This window comes from uncultured Cocleimonas sp., assembly GCF_947495625.1.
In the GTDB taxonomy this organism is placed as follows: domain Bacteria; phylum Pseudomonadota; class Gammaproteobacteria; order Thiotrichales; family Thiotrichaceae; genus Cocleimonas.
In genome coordinates, this window is sequence record NZ_CANLZW010000041.1 from 23,698 (window position 1) to 42,628 (window position 18,931).

The following is an 18,931-nucleotide window of genomic DNA, read 5'->3' on the forward strand; positions in this document are numbered from 1 at the left end:
AGGCATATTATATGCCTAATACCAACTTGCCAAATGTTTGTGGGTTTTTCCATGCCTGATCATTTGTCGCATGCCATGCTAGCTTGCCATCACGTCCACTGCCGCTGTCATCATCATTGATTTGAACATCAATGCCAATATTTCTTCCAGCTACTGGGCGTACTCCCAATGTAGTCCAGGGTATAGACGTTTCCAGGGTGTAACCTTTGTCTGTTCTGGTCATGGTTTGCTTGATACCTAGCATTCTTTTTCTAGGCGAGCTTTTGCTAAGGTTGACGTTTCTGTCTTTCCAGCGGTAGATAAAGTGGAAATCATTTTTACCGTCAAATTTATTATTGCGGCTTCCATCAGCATCAACGAAAATTTCTATTGAATCATCTCCCCAGGGAGCTGCTGAATCACGCATAAATTTATCATCGAGTGCATCGACGCGAACATGTAGATATTTATTATCCCAATGTGTTTGCCATACGCCGGAGAGGTCACTGCCTCCATTTATCTGGCCATCCACTATATTTCTTAAATGCAGGGCAGCTTTGTTGCTCCAGAAGCGTCCACGACCTTTAACTCGATGAACAACCGCATCATGATCATTTGAAGCAGTTACAGGTTTTGAAACTGGCTTTGGTGTTTTTGCTGGAGCTTTGTTCTGAGCATTGCCTGATGAAGCTGTTGCCGATTCCCAAATTGGCTTAGCTGCAGCTTTAGCTACTGTTGTTGCAACCACAGCTTTTGTTGCAGGGTTATTAATTGCCACAGCAGTTTTAGCGGCAGTAGTCGCAGTTTTGACTGCCGCTTTAGCAACTACTGGTGTTTTTGCTATAACTTTAGGCGTAGTGACTTTTGCCACTGTTTTAGGTTTAGTAGAAGGTTTAGCTTGTGCCTTTGCTTTAGCTATCATAGCTGGATTAGCAAGCGTTTTACCCGGAACGTTTTTCTTTTTCTTTGAAGGAACTAATGCATACACATCGCCAACAGGATTGTTTGCAGGTTTATCTAATCTTGCGATAGTAGGGCTGCTACAACCTCTCCACCAACAAGGGTTCTTGCGAGCGTATTGCAATAACGCACGATGTTTAGGTGCTTTGTTGATAGGCTGTGTAATGTATTCTTTCGTTCCCCAGCTACCAAACCACTGATAAGTTCTAGGTGCAGAGAAGTTGACGAATAACTTGCCACCGTTGTCTCTCCAGCCACGCATAAATACGCTGTATGCCTTTGCCATACGCCAATCTTTATTGGCTTGTATCATCAGTTTGGTAGGGTGAGACGTTACGTTACGACTTTTCCAGTCCACAAGGTGTTGTCCGCCTTCGTAGGCTATTAGATCAACACCAAATTTTTTGGCTGTTTCTGCATTCTTATGAATGTAACCCAGTACTTTTGGAATCGAGTATTTCTCTTTTGGGTCATACATCAATTGAAATAATTGGCTAACAGAACGTGCTTTTTGAGCGCTTTTTTTGCTAGGAAAGAAATAGGGCGCAATCGCAACCGCGTCAGTCTTTTTGTAAGCATTTCTGTAAGATAAAAGCATTTCAGATAATCGTGTCCAGCCAGTCCAACTGCCCATTACTCGAACGATTCTATCTGTGCCACCGAAAGTCTGCTCCCACATATCAAAGATCTGTACTGAGCGAAGTGAAAAGTATTTGTAACCTGCTTTGTCTCTGTCTTCATCCAGTTGCATACGCTCACCCATATCTTTTACGTAATGGGCTTGAGTGAAAATTGAGTTCCATGCTTCGTTGGTGTATTCAACATAAGCCTTCAATCCGGGCTTTAAGTTGTCTTTTACATACTTTGCGTATTGTCTAACAAAATTATTATCTGCTTTGTGCGGTAAGGTAAACCACGGGTCGGCATTTAAGCGGTTGGCTAATGCAACCATAATCTCAAGAGGAGCTCCACGCACGCCTTGTTTACCAGCCCAAGTGGCATCTTTTAATTTAGGACGTTCATCCCAAGAACTAATAGGGTTACGTGTAATTCCAGACATATTCATGAAACGAACGACTTTGAAGTCCTTCATATAATCTAGGTATGCAGGATTAAAAATTAAACCTTCATGGTAATTTTCAAAAGCTAAATAACGAGAGCCTTTACAATAGCGCTTATCTTTTACACGTTTGAACGGATTGTTCGAGCATACGCCACCTGGCATGATTACACGGATATTACGTAGATAGTTTTTTGCATTACTATTTTTGATGATTAATTTAACGCGGAATTCATTATCTTTTCCGGCGTGTATTGAAATGATATCTTTTCCAGGTTCGCGGCTGACCAGTTTTGCATCATCGCTATATGTAAGAATACCTTCGCCATCATAAAGGACGGTGTAATTACCTTCAGGTACTGTTTCTTTAGGAAGTTTATAAAGGAAGCGAGTACCTGCTTGTCCGCCATTAAGATTTTTAGGCCAACCGTGCTCATCATATTCAACCTTGCCTTTAGTTAGCCAGGGGCGCGCTTCTTCAAATGGAATGGAGGTTTTAAAAACGTCAATGAAAGGAATGCTGGCATCATCATCCATGACCTCGTTACTGTTCACTCCTATCGGGGAACGCGTATTAGGTCCGGCATAGCTATAGTGCGTGAAAAAGATGCACTGTAAAATAAATAATAGCCCGATAACTCCTGTTTTTGGCAGTGAATTTGGCTTTAGCTTCTTTGGTAAGTCATTCATTATTATTGTTTTAGCAATCCATGTTAATTAGCAAACTATGCATCATTATCGGTTTATTCACCTGAATCCCCTCAGTGAATAATAATGATCAGTATTCTAGCAGTAAGTTCTCATGCCCAATAGACAGATTTCTGAGATTACAATTTTTATAGTTCTCAAGAGTACATGGCTTTGGCTTAATACACGCTGACTAAAGGTGTAATTAGCAGATGAATAACTATAGAAAGTTAAACCATAAAATAGACTAAAAAAATCAGCATAATATGCTTGACAGCTTTTAAGATTTGCCTCACAATTCGCGCTCTTTTGGCAGTGGGGCTATAGCTCAGCTGGGAGAGCGCTGCAATGGCATTGCAGAGGTCGGCGGTTCGATCCCGCCTAGCTCCACCATTATATTATGTATAATGGTCGCTCATAAGAGTAGTAGTTTCGATGTATAGTAAGAGTCGATTGAGATGAGAGAAACTTAGATCATGAAAACACTTGCACGCATTGGCCAAATATTATTTATCATCGGTTTAGTTTTAACCGTCGTCGGACTCATAGTAGGTTTTACCTTTATGTTTCAGGGGAATGATAAATGGGCAATGAGATTTTTGATGGCAGTACCAACTGGTTTCGTTTTTTTATTTACTGGTCTGGCAACTTCTGTTATGTTCTCGCCCCGTGATGATTCTGATCTGAATAAGAAAAGATCATTACAGGATTTACACGAAGATGTGTTAGATCCAAATGTAAAAAAGTAGCGTCCTTAATTTGATTCTGCACTTGTTAAATCAAGTAAAGATTAGATTAAGCACATTAAAGTATGTGTCCCCATCGTCTAGCGGTTAGGACACCGCCCTTTCACGGCGGTAACCGGGGTTCAAGTCCCCGTGGGGACGCCATTTTTTACATAGTTTTACATTGTTCTGTTATATTCTCACAGAATAAAAAAATTGAATAGATCCAAGGTCCCCATCGTCTAGTGGCCTAGGACACCGCCCTTTCACGGCGGTAACCGGGGTTCGAGTCCCCGTGGGGACGCCATTCAAGGCTTTATACATTAACTGTCAAATCTGGCAGTTATCAATTATTTAAAACACACCCCCCTACTTATAAGCACTTTTTTATTAAAGATTTTGATAAATAGCGTGTGTGCGTTTGTGTTCTTGTATCTCAAGTGGATTTAGACTTTATGTATCTAGTGCTTATTAAGTGATACGAATCGTGCGCAATTGTTTTTAAAGTTAATTATGCGCTTTAAGTTATCTTATGAATGAGCTAATCAGGAAGAGATTATTAAATATATGTTGCTAATGGATATGCTGACTAGCTCATTACATAGGTAGATGTAATCTTACTCTCGCACCTACATAGGGTGAAATGAGTAATTCTATTTTACCGCCGATAGCTTCTACTATTTCAGTGCTTACAGCTAAACCGATGCCTTGGCCTTCTGATTGGCTATCTGCACGAATACCACGCTGTAATAATTCAGAAGGGTTTTTATCAGGGAAACCGAGTCCGTCATCATCAATATCAATAATCAACGTGTCGCCGTTTTGTGTGCCGGTTATTTCTACAATCTTTTCACAGAAACGGCAGGCGTTGTTTGCGAGATTGCCAAAGACTTCCATCATATCGTCTTCTTCCATACGGCATTTAGAGACATCGTCAACATTAATCACAAACTCAAAAGGTTTGTCTCGATATACTTTAATCAAAGAGTCTTTTAAACGGTACAGAACCGGTCTTACTGCCTGTTGTTTAATGATTGTACCACCATGCTCATTAACGACGGCGCGTCTTAGCTGATAGGCGATAATATCATCCATACGCTCAACTTGAGTTCGTATTATATCGTTATGGCTTTTCTCTGCAGAGCTCTGGAGTACAGATAAAGGTGTTTTAAGACTGTGAGCAAGATCATCGAGTGCATCGCGATATCGTTGTTTTTGACCTTTTTCTGCATTTATAAGGGCGTTAACCGCACTTTTTACTGCTGATAGTTCCGTAGGATATTCTTTGCTGATAAGTTGTTGTTCGCCAGACTCAATCTTATTGATCTCTTGTTCAAACTTTCTAATCGGTGTAATTACAAGATAACTACTGACTAGTTGCGAGATTAAAACCAGAATAGTTGTAATGAGAAAAAGTAATAAAATATTACGGATAATCTCATCGTGACCTTTTTGTAATGTTTCGGCGGATTTGGCTAATATCAATTGATATGCGCCGTTTGGTTTGTAATTAAACCCACGTGCGTAAACGATATAGTTTTCAGCGCCATCAAGCTTAGAGACGTTCCTGCCTTGTGTATCCTCTGGGTTAAGGATATCAACCCCTTCAACTTCTGCAGGCATATTCAACAAAAAAGTGGTGAAAACTTTTCGCTTATCTTTGGCGAAACGTCCTGCACTGATGTCATTAAAAGGGTATTGGCTATGCCAGACAATATTTCCTGTCTCAGTGTGTTGGATATAGGCAAACTTTTCCGAGCTTAATTTACTGAAATTATTTTTAGTCAGGAAGGCGAGGAAGTCGTTTTTGGAGCTGTTATCAATAACGAATTTACCGTCATTGAAATCCATAAAGCCCATTAGCTCAAGACCAGATTCACTTAATGATGATTCTTCGTCCTTGAGCATTTTATGTTGTGTTACATAATATAAAACACTGCCTAAAAGCAGAATGCCCAGGAATATAATTGCAAGGGCACTTAGGAATTGCCTACTACGAAGAGAACTCATGTAAATCTTTCTTAGGTTTTTTGTTAAGTGTTACGAGTAAGTGTAAAGCGGTAGCCGCGTCCACGTAATGTTTCTATTGGATTAATCGATCCATCAGGATCAAGTTTCATTCTTAAGCGTCGAATAAATACTTCAATCACGTTGCTGTCTCTATCAGATTCATCATCGTACATGCTTTCGGTTAAATCAGTTTTTGAAATAACTTCTCCTGCATGCATCATTAGATGTTCAATGACTTTGTATTCGTAAGCCGTTAATGAAATTTCTTCATCATGAACCAGAACACGTTGCTCTGAAGTATTTAAACGAATAGGACCACAAGAAAACTCTGCCTGCGACCAACGACCCGTTCGGCGAAGTAGGGCGCGCATACGTGCTAATAATTCCTCATGATGGAAAGGTTTGTCCACATAATCATCAGCGCCCGCTTCTAAACCTTCTACGCGATTTTGCCAGCGCGTACGTGCAGTAAGAATAATCACAGGATAATCATTTCCAGCATCTCGTAATTGTTTAATAATGTCTAGACCGCTGACTTCAGGTAGACCTAAATCCACGATGGCGATATCAATTGGGTATTCTAGTGCGTAATATAAACCTTGAGAACCTTCCGCTGCTGCATCAACCACATAGCCTTCCCCTTGCAATGTATCGATGAGTTGTTCACGAATATCTGCATCATCTTCGACAACCAGTACTCTCATAATAACCCCATTTGTTTCTGTATTTTATGATCTTCTGATAGTTATTCTTTTGTCTAATTATCAAGTAATTAGCAACGAAAAAAATTAACTTTGAGGGTTATTATACACAGTAAATTACTGCGCATAATTTTTTTTATGGGGTTAGCATTTATTTTTCTGTTTGAGCAATAGTTTCAACGTAACAACCCAGTTTAATCATCTGGAATTCACCTTGATCTTCTAGAAATTTTACATGGTGGCAATCTGGGTTTGTATAGCTAGATTGTTTCTTTATAGAAAGCACACGACCATTCAAAATGGTTTTGACCATAGCAATGACTTCTAGTTGAGTAATAGGCTGGGTAGGTATAGTCCTCTTTAGAGGAATACTGATAATTTCAGCCTGTGCTGAAAAAGTTGTAAGACTACTCATTCCCATTATAAAAATGAAAAGTAATGATTTTATAAGAGGATGCTTACGCAACGTTATCCTCATAATGACCCCGAGATTTAATTATTTATTGGTATAGAGTCTATATATCATTTGATCAATTAACCAAAGCTGAACAGAAGTTCAGTTAATTAATAAGCTTGTACTAAAATAACTTATAAATCAGGTTGATAGCGATAGTGACCAGTAATTTTCATGGTAAACAAGACGTCATCGAGTTTGGGGCCTTTGCCAATATTGTGAACAATTAATGGCCTTTTTCTATCTTTACTGACTTTATTCGTGACGATGCCAATATGTGGCATTCCGGGCATGATGTCCCAGGTGACTAAATCGCCGGGTAAATAGTCGTTAGCTCTGTTTGTTATGGGTAGTGCTGAACCATTTCTGGCAAAGAAAACGCGTAAATTAAGGACTCTGCGGTGATCAATATTAGGGTCAGCTTGTACTAGATTCCATTTTGGTAAATTAGGGTATTGTGAAAAGCTTTGCTTCATATCATGGAAAACACGTTCTTGAAGGTCGATTCCTAGCTTTCTATAGGATCTGACGACTACATCGGTACAGACACCTATATTCTGAGGAACATCGCCCCAGGGAAAGGGTATTGCCACATAACGACCATCATATCTAACTCTATACTTGAGTCTCTCAAGTGCTGCATCAACTAAATCCAAAGAAAACGCAAAACGTTTAATGTCAGGTTCTGATGATCTTCCTTGAGAAAATACATTACTGGTTATAAGGATATAACAGGTCGTTATTGCTAAAAATTTTGCCCCAAATTTCATTAGATTAGCCTTTATTAGTATATTGTCTGGATGTTTTTCAAATGAGCCCCATCATTTGAAGATAGTAATAATATATCGGAATTAGTTTTTTTTCAGTAAAATGACACCAATAAAGAATAATTATCCCTTTAGGTAGTAAATACAGACTCATCTAAGGGAATTAAAAAAGGTAACAACTAGTGCCACATGTTAAGTGCAAAGGACATTGTTATACGTGTCCTGTTCGTCATCAAAGTATTTTTTCTGAATTGCCAGAAGATACGCTGGAAGAGACGATTAAAGATTTTCACACCTCCGTTTTAACCTATGAATCCGGTGAAACGTTGTTTCGTCAATACGATGATAGTTCAGAGAGTGCTTTTACTCTCAGAAAAGGATTAATCAAAGTAACTAAAAGTTTACCCGATGGACGTACACAGATAGTACGTATCCTGGTCGCAGGTGACCTGTTTGGGTTTGATGGCTTTGCCAATGAAAGTTATAATAACACCGCAATAGCATTAACTGACTGTGAAGTTTGCCGACTACCAATGGCTGAATTAGCTGTTTTACGAAAGTCTATGCCCGGGATTGATCAATCCATGGTGGCTCGATTGATAAAGAATGTACGCCAATCAGAAGATATGTTACTAGAACTTGGTGCTAAAAAGGCGTCGGAGAAACTAGCCAGTTTTATTTTGCGTTTGAGTTTATCTGATCAAAATTTATCCTTTAGTGTCGATTCTTTACAAGGAAAGCCGGGTTCAGAATGGGCTAAACTACACTTATCTCGAAGTGAAATTGGTTCTCTGTTAGGATTAACCATCGAAACTGTCAGTAGATTCTTTTCTGACTGGAAACGTAAAGGTTTCATTCAGGAGGAAAAGGGTAGTATTCAAATACTAGATGCAGAAGGATTAAAAGATGCTGCGTGCACTCAGGGAGCCTGTAATTAAAAGTTTCCTGGATGTTTATTAAAAAACTTCTGAAAATTGTGACTTCAAATCTTTAGCTATGAAACTTGATCAACCACTTAAAATATTTCCAACAGGTATGCATCCATGTTCATACTTGCCAGGTTTAATTGCTAGAAATGCAGTAGTCGACCCTGACTATGAAATGACGCCACATGTGTATGATTATCTAATACAGAATGGTTTCAGGCGCAGCGGCGAACAAGTCTATCGTCCTTATTGTCATACTTGTGAAGAATGTGTAACGACAAGAATTCCTGTCGCTGACTTTAGCAGAAGCAAAAGTCAGCGACGTAATTGGAAACTAAACAGTGATTTAACTGTTGAAATTAACACCTCCGGTTTTCGTCAAGAATATTTACCGCTTTACCAACGTTATTTAGAGAGTCGTCACGAAAGTCAGGACTACGAAGGTGTTGAAAAATTTCTGTTAGCAGATTGGTGTGATATTGATTTTTATGAATTCTATTCAGAGGATGAGTCAGGGAATAAAAACCTTATAGGTGTAGCCGTAACAGATGTTGTTAAATCAGGCTTATCTGCCGTGTATACGTTTTTTGATCCTGAAGAAGGGAATAAGCGGGGTTTAGGTGTTTACGCTGTTTTATGGCAAGTTGAATATGCACAGCAACAACAGCTAGAATTTGTTTATCCTGGTTTTTGGATAAAAGATTGCCGAAAAATGAATTATAAAACGCGATACCAGCCTATCGAAGGTTTAATAAAAGGAAAGTGGATCGCTTTGCAAAAAGATGCTTAAGTGGCAAACTTTTAAAACAAAACTCGGACTTGGTATATTTATTCTCTCTTTAGGTGCATTCGCGCTTAGTCTTTATCAAGTCACTCAATACTGGAATTATCAGGAAGTCTTAGTTGATCTTTCTAAGCAATTAAAAAGCAATGTGAGCCAACAAGCGATTGAGTCTGAAATTAAACAAGCATTCTCACGTTCAGACTTTGATGATGTTCGCATGTACCTTAAAATTGCCAAGAATCATAACTATCCACTAGATTTTTCAAGCTACGAACAACAATTAATAGAACAAGACACTCAAGTTAAACGCATCGTCAATAATACCTCTAATTTTATAGATGGATTTCTTAAAGGTCATGGCTCAAACATGGCCGGAATCGCAGGTGCTATTAGTGCTGATTTTACAGTGGTTGGTGATGTGCGAGATTTAAAGAAAGAAACCAATAAATATCTAGATGGAAAAGATGTAAATGAGTTAATCGTTATCTTGTCCGGAACGGGTATTGGTTTAACAGCATTAACCATAGGTTCTATGGGGACTGCTGCACCCGCCAAAACAGGTGCTTCAATGATGAAGCTGGCTGTAAAAACTCAAAGAATCAGTAAAGGTTTTCAAAAACAGCTGCTAAAACTTGGCAGGAAAATATTCGATTGGCCTGCTTTTACCAGATTAGTTAAACAAGATAGAAGCGTAAATAATATTCAACGCGCAGCAAAACGCGCATATCACCCTGATGCGATTCAATCACTCAAAAAAGTTGCGACCCAAGTGAATGGAATTCGTAAATCAAGTTCTGCAGCTGACACTTTGCATTTACTCAAATACGTTGAGAACACGGATGACCTGCGTCATTTAGAGAAAGTCACCGTAAAATACGGTAGCCAAACTAAAGGGATGATGAAACTCGTTGGTAAAGGCGCATTAAGAACAGTTAAAGTGTTGAAAAGAACCACCGAACTACTGCTAAGCATACTTAGCAGTATTGTATCCGGAGCTTTTAGCTTACTTCTGTTATTGCTTAGGAGAACAGTGGTGTAAATATTTCATATATAAATAGGGCCTATTTATGCATAAATTCCTTTGGTCTTTTAAACAACAAAATGAGCCGAGATTTATCGAGACAAAAGCATTGCCGTATAATGTTTACCCAAAGGGAAGACGAAGTCGCATAAAAATCGCTTAAAAGTAGGGGGGTGACTTAGTGAATTATTCACACTGCAAACAAGTCACTGCAATCGTGTTGATTATGGCCTCTACATCAGCTCCACGTGATAGATCATTAACCGGTTTGGCTAATCCCTGGAGGATTGGACCAACCGCTGTAGCTCCGCCAAATCTCTCTGCTATTTTATAGCCAATATTGCCCGCTTCCAGTGATGGGAATACAAAGATGTTGGCGGGTGCCTGAAAATCAGAATCTGGCCATTTAGTCGCTAGCACGCGTTTTGACATTGCCGCATCGAGTTGAATATCACCAATCACATTGAGGTCGGGGGCTTGCTTGCGTACTAAGTCGGTTGCTTCGCGAACCTTATCTACCGCGATGTGTTTAGCACTGCCGTTGGTTGAGAAAGACAGCATCGCAATTTTAGGATCTATACCTAGTAATTTATTAGCATTCTTTGCGCTCTGGATTGCAATGTCGGCAAGTATTTCTGCATCCGGATCTATATTAATGGCGCAATCAGCAAATATTACTGGGCTTTCTAACGGCGGTTCTAGCAGCATGATGAAAAAACTAGATAAACGCGTTGTTGGTGTTTCTGTGCCTAATACATGCAATGCCGCACGAATTACATTTCCGGTGGAATTGATTACTCCAGCGACACAGGCATCTGCATCGCCTGCTTGCACCATTAAGTCTGCAAAATAGAGTGGTTGCTTACTCATCTTGACTGCTTGTTCTTCAGTCATGCCCTTTTTTTCTCGTAACTTAAATAGAATCGTCGAATATTTATCGTCACTGGTTTCAGGGTTGACGATGTTGATATTTCCTAAACTTAAGTTTAGTTTTTCCAGTTGTGCCTTAACTATTGTTGAATCACCCAGTAGCGTAATTTTGGCAATTCCTTGTTGATCTGCGGCGACAGCAGCATGAAGAATTCTATCATCGCTACTTTCAGGAAGTATGATGCGTTTAGGTGATTGTTTTGCTAGTGCGATGAAATCAGGATTCATTGTGTATCTTCTTTGTTAGGCTGGTTAGCTGATTATTTGTAGAAACAAGGCTAGTTAAAGATCAAGGCAGGTCAAAGGATAATGCTAAGGCATTGCTCAGTTATTAACTTGATCATATTAGGTCAGGTAGTTTAATAAAAAAAACAGCCTTCGCGAAGTATAAATTCTATTTAAGTCTGCTAAACGACCAAAACGAGCGAGCCTCAGCGGTAGAAATATCGTTCCGCAAAGCATAAGGTCCTTTGGTTATTTTAGACAGCGAAATAAAAAGTCACTTAAAAGTAGGGGGGCATTTTTATTTATTTTTATTGGCTTGAGTATGTATTGACTTAGGTATTGATCAATTACTATGCGCTAAGCGCTCAATTTTAATCGTTGTATCTTGCCTGAAGGCCCTTTGGGTAATTCATCCATAATGGTGATTTGTTTGGGAGATTTGTACTTTCCGAGTTTGTCTATGCACAGTTCTAATAACTCATTCTGGCTGACTGTCATTCCCGGACATAAGGCGACTGACGCCATGACCTCCTGACCGTAATGTTCATCATCAATACCAAAAGCGGCAGCTTCAAGCACTGCTGGATGACCGTATAAAATATCATCAATTTCTCGTGGCGCTATATTTTCACCGCCTTTGATAATGAGTTCTTTAAGTCGGCCAGTTATAAAGAAAAAACCATCGTCATCTTCGTAGGCAAGATCTCCTGTATGCAGCCAGCCGTCTTCGGTGATTGTTTCTTTGGTGACTTCAGGGTTTTTGTAATAACCTTGCATGACGTTATCACCCCGAATCATCAGCTCTCCAATGGTTCCACTCGGGGCATCGTAGCCATCTTCGAGAATTATTTTGGCCTCATTACCAAAAGCCGTACCAGGTGAACCGTATTTTATTGTTTTGGGCGGAAGTGGATTAGATAAAATTTGTGCAGCGGTTTCGGTTAATCCCATGGTTTCAATAATATGAATACCAAAGCGTTGTTCAAACTGTTGATGTTTGGAGGGAGATAATGCGGCGGATGCGGAGCGTCCAAAACGAACCTGTAGTTTTATATCCAGCATCATTTTATCGCTAATTCCTTCGCCATCATGATCAATCAAATAGGAAATAATAGTCGGGACGATACTAAACCAGGTACAACGATGGTGATGAATATCCTGCCAAAAACGACGCGTACTAAACTTCTCTGATATCACTAGTTTACTGTCGCTTACTAAGGCGCCCATCACGGAAACCATCTGCGCATTGATATGGTATAGCGGCAGAACGCAAAGGGTGATATCTTCATTTGTCAGCTGATGTGCGACTGCTGTATTACGTCCACCTGCTATGACGTTTTTATGTGAGAGCAGAACTCCTTTGGGCTTGCCTGTGGTCCCAGATGTGTACATCAAAATGGCAATACTATCTGGGCAAATTTTGTTCTCAGGTTTATTTGGGTTTATTTCAGGAAAATTTATTGATGGTCCGGTCATTTCGTCGGTATCAATGATTTTAGTCGAGGCAGGAATTTTTGCAAAAACATCACTAAATTTGGTAGTGAACTTCTCATTTGTGAATATCATTTTAGCATCTGAATGATCAGTCACATAACTAAGTGCTTCTGATCCACTCAGCGCATTTAACGCTAATATTACTCGACCGCTGTACATCACACCTAAAAGAAGAATTGTTGTCCAGTAACCGTTATCGAGCAGGAAAGCGACTGTTTCACCAACGTCTATCTGTTCTTCATCCAACAATGCATCAATTTCTTTTGCATGATTCTGTAATTGTGCCCAGGTCAGATATTCATCTACTCCTTCGGTGGCAATAAGAAAAGGTCTGTCGGGATGCTTTGCTGCACCCTGGTCAATGATCTTTCTGACAGTTTGTAATCTGGTAGGCATATTGTTAGACCTCTATTTCTTATCGATTAAAATTCAGCAACAGCGGATATGTGATGCGCTTGCCAATAATCACCAAATAAGCTCTCTAAAGTCGGTTGATTGACAGGAATGGTGCGAACAATACGGGTGGTATTTAAGTAGTATTTGTAATTCATATTGTCGGACATATTGTTATTGCCCCAAGTGCCACAACCCATTGAGAGAGAGAATGGCATACCATTATCGAAGCTGCCGCCAGTAGCAAAACAGTGAGCTTGATTAACGATGATTCGACAGGCTGGCATGGTTAAACCAAGATCTAGAATTCGATCATCATTGCTTGAATGAATGCTGATAGAGTGTCCTTTGCCTTGGTAGTCTAAAATTTGATTGGTGATATTTTTGGCATCTTCATAATCACTGGCACGATATACCGTCAATACCGGCGATAGCTTTTCTCCCGAGAGAGGATTGCCTTCTCCGATACCTGTTGCCGCTACGCACAGTACTTTAGCGTTGTCCTGATTAGGTGCGTCTAATTCGCAAATCTGTGCAATTTCATTGGCTTTTTTCGCGATAATCGCTTGATTAAGATAACCATTTTGCCACAGTTTTTCACAGACTTGATCGCGCTCATTATCGTTAAGCATAATCGCGTGTTGTTTTGCCAAGGCTTCTATCATTTGATCGTATACAGCATCAACGATAACAAGTTGGTTTTCTGATGAGCAACTGGTTGCATTATCGAAGGATTTTGATGCGACGATTTTTTGTGCGGCTGAATCCAGATCGGCAGTTTCATCTACAATCGATACCACATTGCCTGCACCGACGCCAAATGCCGGAGTACCACTGGCATAGGCATCGCGCATATTATTTTGCGAACCGGTAGCCACCACTAAATCCACCTCCTTCATTAATTGCTGCGTATCTGCTTTATTAATGGGGAAAGGTAAATGCTGGACTAAATCTTTCGGTGCGCCGATACGTTCTAATTCAGCATGCATGAATTCAACCAATTTGGCACAACTGCTAGCACCTTTGGGAGAGGGGGCGAGTATTATTGCGTTTCTGCATTTTAGTGCGTTGATGGTTTTATTAACCGGTGTTGCTGCAGGATTAGTCGAAGGTACAACCGCACCAACCACACCGACAGGGCGAGCTATTTTGATGATGCCTTTCTCAATGTTTTCAGAGACGACACCGACTGTTTTTACACCCTTTAAATCACGTAAAAGGCCGAGTGTTTTACGGTGATTTTTTATAATTTTGTCTTCTACATTGCCCAAGCCTGTATCAGCGACGGACATGGTTGCCAGCGCTTGATTATTCTCAGATTTTATAATGCTCCAGCCTAAGGCTGTAACAACCTCATCGACTTGTTCCTGAGTATATTGTTCGTAAATGAGTTGCGCTTTGCGAGCTCTATTTACTAATTCGCTGACTGTATTTGTTGAACTGGACATGGTCTACCTGGATTGTATTAATTAAATATTTTTTAAAAACCAGCAATCCCGTTTAGAGATTGCCGGTTTAGAGTTTCTATTTTGATACTTTCTGAATCAGTAAGATTATTTTTTCAAATCATTTAGTAACACTGGAAGCGACTTGGCACGCGCTGCCCACATGGCTTTTACTTCGTCGCGATTCATTGTTTTTACAGGTGAGTTGGTTTGCTTCATTTTGCCCTGTGTTTTCTTATCGTTGAACATAGTGGGTACTGTTTTAGCAAGATAACTAATCACCTCTGGTGGTGTCCCTTTTGGAACCATCAAGCCACGGAAGTTAACACTGGAATCATCGACATCAAAGCCAGATTCCTTCAATGTTGGTACATCTGGCAAAAACGTATGTCGTTCATTGTCAGCTACCGCCAGTACTTTAATATCACCTTTGGCACGGGCAGCATCCGATAAATTATTAAACCCTGCTTTTACCTGACCTCCTTTGACCAGTTTTAAGGCATCTACGCCACCTTTTCCCGGAACATATTTGATATCAATACCAGCGGCTTTAGCGAGTTGAAGATGTGCTATATGGTGACCTACAAATTTACCAGCGCCACTCACTGTAATTTTCCCCGGATTTGCTTTGGCAAAATCAACCAGATCCTTAACGGTATTGAACTCGCTATCTTTACCCACAATAAGAACAGCAGGATCAGCTCCCCAATTGCCCACAGGTTCCAGGTTATCAACATTGTATTTGGTGTCGAACATAATCGATTGGGCAATGAAATGGGGTACATTATAAGCTGCCAACATATAACCATCTTTAGGTGCTTTACTGGCAAACCAATTCCAGCCTTTGCGTCCTCCAGCACCTGGTTTGTTGGTGACATAGATCGGTTGTCCGATGGATACTGGCTTTCCTTCTTTGTCCTCTAAGGCTGACGATAAAGTGGCAATTCGTGCCTGAAAGTCTGTTGCGCCACCCGGTCCATAAGCAACCATCACACCAATGGGACGTTCAGGGTAACCCTCGGCATTCGCATTAGTGACAGCGGCCAAAGTTAATAGGCTGGTCCCTAGCATAAGGCTCAGCTTTGAAAGTTTACTCGTTAGTTGATACATTCTTTTTCGTTGGCACGTTTTTCTTAGTTGATACATCATATTTCCTCCATAGGATATTTGCGCATGTGTAAAGTGACGTCATGTCTATTATTTTAATCAGGGGTTAGTTATATCAACCATCCTGTGGGTGTACGTACATGCAAGAGATTCCAGAACAGTAAAAACAGTACTATCATGAAAATTGTTGAAACGACTAGTTTGAAAATTCCACGCTTACGGTTTGTCATATCGCATCTGCCGTAAATGACACAGATCGAAAAATAAGCGAAAAATGAGGTGACATAAAAGCCTACTATCTCTAATAAAAATAGATAGACAGCTCCTACAGCTAATCCGGGTAAAAGGGTTTTCCATTTTATGAGTTTTGGAAAGTTAGATCCTATATTTGTCGTATTCTTAATGACCTTAACAATCAATACAGTCGCTAAAATAGTAATGATAATCGCCGCTATTCTGGGGAACAGATAGACTTCAGCATCGGTTTTATAAAAAGAGGTGACTAGTGCAAGAAGTGCTATACCAACAGTAACTATTGCGGCTATATGTTCTTTTGATTTAAACCAGATCATTAGATTGCTCCTTGGGTTTTATTGTCACTATCATCATCTTTGTTATTGCCTTTGATATTGTTATTTTTAAGGCGTCGTTCTTTATCAGCTAAGACCTTTTGCTTTAATTTATTCATTTTGGCTTCAGAGTATGCGCTGTACGCTATCGATAGAATCACCAGCGTAATCATGGTGATGTTAAGAACGCCAGAGGTAAAGTAAGCAAAAACGCCATCTCCTGCTTCTCCGATAAGTTTACCCTGAAGGAAGTTATCTTCCGCTATTGGTCCCAGAATAATACCCAGTACAACAGGTGCCGGACTAAAGCCAAGTTTGCTGCCGAAATACATAAATACACCAAGAGTGGCCATAATCAATACATCGGAATAACTCGATTGAATACTGTAAGTGCCGAACACCGCTAAAATGAATATGGTAGCAGCCATAAAGTGCGCAGGCACTTTTATGATCCAGCCACTATGCCGACTTAGGAATAGGCCGATAATGAGCATGAAGACCTGTGCGACCAGCAATGAATTGATGAACGTCCAAGTGACTTCGGCATGATCTGTAAATAAAGTGGGGCCAGGGAATAGGCCATGGATCAATAAACCACCAAGTAGAACTGCTGCGGTTGGACTGCCAGGTATGCTGAGTGTAAGTAGCGGAACCAGCGATGGTCCTACCATTGCATTGTTTGCGGATTCTGCAGCAATCACGCCATCAGGTTCACCGTGACCAAATTTATCAGGATCTTTACTCAGTTTTTTCGCTTGATCGTAAGCAACTAACCCCGCTATCTGTCCACCAGCTCCTGGAATAACACCAACAATGACACCAATTATTGAGCCAATAGAAAGTGCTTTTATTCGTGTGAGATTAAATAAAACAGCCTGTAATACATTGGATTCACCCAGATCATGGACGGCTGCATCTTTGGCATCTCTGGATTTTTCAATCAGATTTAAAACTTGTGGAATGGCGAATAAACCAATTAAAGCAGCAACGATATGGATACCGCTTTCCAGGTGTTCGGTATAAACAAATCTATCTTCACCCAGCATCGGATTTGCGCCAATGGTGGAAAGAGCAATGCCGATAATACCCGAGAGCAATCCCATAATGACGGACTTACTACCAATTGTTCCGATGATGGTAATGCCTAAAATAGCGATCCAGAATAATTCAGTGGGTCCAAATTTAAGTGCTAGTTTGGCTAATGGGGGAGTGAAGAAAATCAGGACGATGATGCCGATCACACCACCGATAAACGAACTGGTAAAACAATAGTATAGAGCTTCTGCTGCCCGACCCTGATTAGCAAGCTTATGTCCATCTAAGGCAGTGGCAATATTTGCCGGGGCACCTGGAACATTAACCAGAATAGCGCTGATAGCACCACCAGCAACGGTTGCGGTATACATGGCACCCAATAAAATTAATCCTGCTGCAGGTTCCATATGGAAGGTAAATGGAATCATTAGTGCGACTGCCATTGTGGGACTCAGGCCCGGTAATGCGCCAAGAATTAGACCAGCTAGCGTGCCACCAATCAATAAAGACATATGGTAAATGGTAAATACGTTACCAAAATAATTTAGAAATTCCACTGCGGTCCTCTTATGCTTCTTGTCTTTTTTTATATTATTGTTGTAAGTAGAAATATCAGATTAGTTGGACTATAGTTAAGTTAATCTGAAGGTCATACAACTCATATATATGAGTTGGTCATATTAAGATAGTAGTACTCTGTTTAACTGTCAAATATTTATTATTAAAAAACCAAAATACACATACAAATGACTAAAAATCCAACCATTGATGAAAGTGCTAATCAAAGACAAGTGCAGCCTCTTTATCAAAAAGTAGAAGAACATATAAAGCATCAAATAGAGCAGGGTGAACTCACGCCGGGAGATTTAATCCTGTCTGAACCTCGTCTATCCAAGGAATTGGATGTCAGTATAGGTACCGTTAAAAAAGCCTTGGATAACCTAGTCTGGCAGGGTTTGCTATATCGACATCAAGGTAAAGGAACCTTTGTATCGAGCATCGATTTTAATAACAGCCTGTTTCGATTTTTCTCCTATGCGGATGCTGAAGGGCATGCTGTTAGAATTAGAAAAACAACAACTGATCGCTGGTTGGGCAAAGGTCCTAAAGAAATTTGTGAGAAGTTAGAAGTAGAAGAGGGCACTGAATTACTTTTTATCGAGCGTATTGGTTCTGTCGATAATACGCCGACATTTATTGAGAGCTCATGGTGGATAGCCGAATTAGTCCCTAATCTGGAGAAAGAAGAAACGCATATTCCTGACCTGTTTTACGCGTTAATTGTCGATCACTATAAAATTCCAATTGTGCGTGCGGAAGAAACATTAACCGCTGAAGCCTGTGATAAATACACCGCTGAGAAACTGAATATCAAGATTGATTCGCCAGTAGTAGTTCTGAATCGTTCGACTTTTACCAGTGGTAGTAAAATAGTAGAGGTGAGAACAACACGAGGTCGTGCAGATCAATTTAGTTATAAACGTGAAATTCGCTAGTTCCTTGTTAGTTTCTCTAATGAAGAATGGCTAATATGACTAGTAAGTTTAAAAACTGAATACTTAATTATCCAAATGACACCCCCCTACTGTCCCACAGTTTACCATTAGAAAGCGAACTTCATCTGAGGCTCGCTTTTCTTATGTCTGGGAGGATCTGGTT

16 protein-coding genes and 3 tRNA genes are annotated in these 18,931 nt (G+C 40.1%); 8 read left to right on the forward strand and 11 right to left on the reverse strand.

Features of this window, described 5'->3' with window-relative positions; genetic code table 11:
* Positions 1–7: 7 nt before the first annotated feature.
* A complete protein-coding gene (locus tag Q1A31_RS18270) occupies positions 8–2,689 on the reverse strand; it encodes a CBM9 family sugar-binding protein (protein WP_299880313.1) in 2,682 nt (893 codons plus the stop codon).
* A 314-nt stretch (positions 2,690–3,003) separates the two neighbouring features.
* On the opposite strand from Q1A31_RS18270, the gene Q1A31_RS18275 reads away from it, so the two are divergent.
* The 4 genes from Q1A31_RS18275 to Q1A31_RS18290 all read left to right on the forward strand — a co-directional run bounded on the left by Q1A31_RS18275 (position 3,004) and on the right by Q1A31_RS18290 (position 3,718).
* A tRNA-Ala gene (locus Q1A31_RS18275) sits at positions 3,004–3,079 on the forward strand.
* Positions 3,080–3,162: 83 nt separating this feature from the next.
* Positions 3,163–3,435, forward strand: coding sequence for a hypothetical protein (locus Q1A31_RS18280; protein ID WP_299880315.1), 273 nt, complete (start codon positions 3,163–3,165; stop codon positions 3,433–3,435).
* Between the two features lie 66 nt (positions 3,436–3,501).
* A tRNA-Glu gene (locus Q1A31_RS18285) sits at positions 3,502–3,576 on the forward strand.
* 66 nt (positions 3,577–3,642) lie between these two features.
* Positions 3,643–3,718, forward strand: a tRNA-Glu gene (locus Q1A31_RS18290).
* A 290-nt stretch (positions 3,719–4,008) separates the two neighbouring features.
* On the opposite strand, the gene Q1A31_RS18295 is transcribed toward Q1A31_RS18290, so the two are convergent.
* The 4 genes from Q1A31_RS18295 to Q1A31_RS18310 all read right to left on the reverse strand — a co-directional run bounded on the left by Q1A31_RS18295 (position 4,009) and on the right by Q1A31_RS18310 (position 7,346).
* Complete coding sequence (locus Q1A31_RS18295; protein ID WP_299880318.1) at positions 4,009–5,421, reverse strand: ATP-binding protein; 1,413 nt, start codon at positions 5,419–5,421, stop codon at positions 4,009–4,011.
* A 23-nt stretch (positions 5,422–5,444) separates the two neighbouring features.
* Positions 5,445–6,125, reverse strand: coding sequence for a response regulator transcription factor (locus Q1A31_RS18300; RefSeq protein WP_299880321.1), 681 nt, complete (start codon positions 6,123–6,125; stop codon positions 5,445–5,447).
* A 148-nt stretch (positions 6,126–6,273) separates the two neighbouring features.
* Positions 6,274–6,537: a hypothetical protein gene (locus tag Q1A31_RS18305; protein ID WP_299880324.1), complete on the reverse strand. Its 264-nt coding sequence runs from the start codon at positions 6,535–6,537 to the stop codon at positions 6,274–6,276.
* Between the two features lie 173 nt (positions 6,538–6,710).
* Positions 6,711–7,346, reverse strand: a complete 636-nt coding sequence (locus Q1A31_RS18310) for a DUF1287 domain-containing protein (RefSeq protein WP_299880326.1) — start codon at positions 7,344–7,346, stop codon at positions 6,711–6,713.
* 179 nt (positions 7,347–7,525) lie between these two features.
* Between Q1A31_RS18310 and Q1A31_RS18315 the strand changes: the two genes are divergently transcribed.
* From Q1A31_RS18315 to Q1A31_RS18325, 3 genes are read left to right on the forward strand one after another with little or no spacing between them, the layout of a single operon-like run.
* Positions 7,526–8,281, forward strand: a complete 756-nt coding sequence (locus Q1A31_RS18315; protein WP_299880329.1) for a Crp/Fnr family transcriptional regulator — start codon at positions 7,526–7,528, stop codon at positions 8,279–8,281.
* A gap of 58 nt (positions 8,282–8,339) precedes the next feature.
* Positions 8,340–9,059, forward strand: coding sequence for an arginyltransferase (locus Q1A31_RS18320; protein ID WP_299880332.1), 720 nt, complete (start codon positions 8,340–8,342; stop codon positions 9,057–9,059).
* Positions 9,052–10,092 (forward strand): hypothetical protein, encoded by a 1,041-nt coding sequence (locus Q1A31_RS18325; RefSeq protein ID WP_299880335.1) that lies wholly within the window; start codon positions 9,052–9,054, stop codon positions 10,090–10,092. Before Q1A31_RS18320 ends, Q1A31_RS18325 begins: the two co-directional genes overlap by 8 nt.
* A 168-nt stretch (positions 10,093–10,260) precedes the next feature.
* On the opposite strand, the gene pta is transcribed toward Q1A31_RS18325, so the two are convergent.
* From pta to Q1A31_RS18355, 6 genes are all read right to left on the reverse strand, one after another.
* Positions 10,261–11,232: a phosphate acetyltransferase gene (pta, locus tag Q1A31_RS18330; protein WP_299880337.1), complete on the reverse strand. Its 972-nt coding sequence runs from the start codon at positions 11,230–11,232 to the stop codon at positions 10,261–10,263.
* Positions 11,233–11,586: 354 nt separating this feature from the next.
* Positions 11,587–13,119 carry an AMP-binding protein gene (locus Q1A31_RS18335; protein ID WP_299880339.1) on the reverse strand — a complete coding sequence of 511 codons (1,533 nt, stop codon included), beginning with the start codon at positions 13,117–13,119 and terminating at the stop codon, positions 11,587–11,589.
* 26 nt (positions 13,120–13,145) lie between these two features.
* Entirely contained in the window at positions 13,146–14,564 is a 1,419-nt protein-coding gene (locus tag Q1A31_RS18340; protein ID WP_299880342.1) for an aldehyde dehydrogenase family protein, read from the reverse strand.
* A gap of 105 nt (positions 14,565–14,669) precedes the next feature.
* Entirely contained in the window at positions 14,670–15,632 is a 963-nt protein-coding gene (locus tag Q1A31_RS18345) for a tripartite tricarboxylate transporter substrate binding protein (protein ID WP_299880345.1), read from the reverse strand.
* A gap of 146 nt (positions 15,633–15,778) precedes the next feature.
* Entirely contained in the window at positions 15,779–16,240 is a 462-nt protein-coding gene (locus Q1A31_RS18350) for a tripartite tricarboxylate transporter TctB family protein (protein ID WP_299880348.1), read from the reverse strand.
* Positions 16,240–17,829 (reverse strand): tripartite tricarboxylate transporter permease, encoded by a 1,590-nt coding sequence (locus tag Q1A31_RS18355; RefSeq protein ID WP_299880350.1) that lies wholly within the window; start codon positions 17,827–17,829, stop codon positions 16,240–16,242. The genes Q1A31_RS18350 and Q1A31_RS18355 overlap by 1 nt, the downstream gene beginning before the upstream one ends.
* A gap of 189 nt (positions 17,830–18,018) precedes the next feature.
* Here Q1A31_RS18355 and Q1A31_RS18360 point away from each other — a divergent pair, with 189 nt between their 5' ends.
* Entirely contained in the window at positions 18,019–18,768 is a 750-nt protein-coding gene (locus tag Q1A31_RS18360; RefSeq protein WP_299880353.1) for a GntR family transcriptional regulator, read from the forward strand.
* Positions 18,769–18,931: the final 163 nt, after the last annotated feature.

Coding starts and splice junctions, on each gene's coding strand:
- Q1A31_RS18270 (WP_299880313.1), bottom strand. CDS start 2,689: ATGAATGACTTACCAAAGAAGCTAAAGCCAAATTCACTGCCAAAAACA.
- Q1A31_RS18280 (WP_299880315.1), top strand. CDS start 3,163: ATGAAAACACTTGCACGCATTGGCCAAATATTATTTATCATCGGTTTA.
- Q1A31_RS18295 (WP_299880318.1), bottom strand. CDS start 5,421: ATGAGTTCTCTTCGTAGTAGGCAATTCCTAAGTGCCCTTGCAATTATA.
- Q1A31_RS18300 (WP_299880321.1), bottom strand. CDS start 6,125: ATGAGAGTACTGGTTGTCGAAGATGATGCAGATATTCGTGAACAACTC.
- Q1A31_RS18305 (WP_299880324.1), bottom strand. CDS start 6,537: ATGAGTAGTCTTACAACTTTTTCAGCACAGGCTGAAATTATCAGTATT.
- Q1A31_RS18310 (WP_299880326.1), bottom strand. CDS start 7,346: ATGAAATTTGGGGCAAAATTTTTAGCAATAACGACCTGTTATATCCTT.
- Q1A31_RS18320 (WP_299880332.1), top strand. CDS start 8,340: ATGAAACTTGATCAACCACTTAAAATATTTCCAACAGGTATGCATCCA.
- Q1A31_RS18325 (WP_299880335.1), top strand. CDS start 9,052: ATGCTTAAGTGGCAAACTTTTAAAACAAAACTCGGACTTGGTATATTT.
- pta (WP_299880337.1), bottom strand. CDS start 11,232: ATGAATCCTGATTTCATCGCACTAGCAAAACAATCACCTAAACGCATC.
- Q1A31_RS18335 (WP_299880339.1), bottom strand. CDS start 13,119: ATGCCTACCAGATTACAAACTGTCAGAAAGATCATTGACCAGGGTGCA.
- Q1A31_RS18340 (WP_299880342.1), bottom strand. CDS start 14,564: ATGTCCAGTTCAACAAATACAGTCAGCGAATTAGTAAATAGAGCTCGC.
- Q1A31_RS18345 (WP_299880345.1), bottom strand. CDS start 15,632: ATGCTAGGGACCAGCCTATTAACTTTGGCCGCTGTCACTAATGCGAAT.
- Q1A31_RS18350 (WP_299880348.1), bottom strand. CDS start 16,240: ATGATCTGGTTTAAATCAAAAGAACATATAGCCGCAATAGTTACTGTT.
- Q1A31_RS18360 (WP_299880353.1), top strand. CDS start 18,019: ATGACTAAAAATCCAACCATTGATGAAAGTGCTAATCAAAGACAAGTG.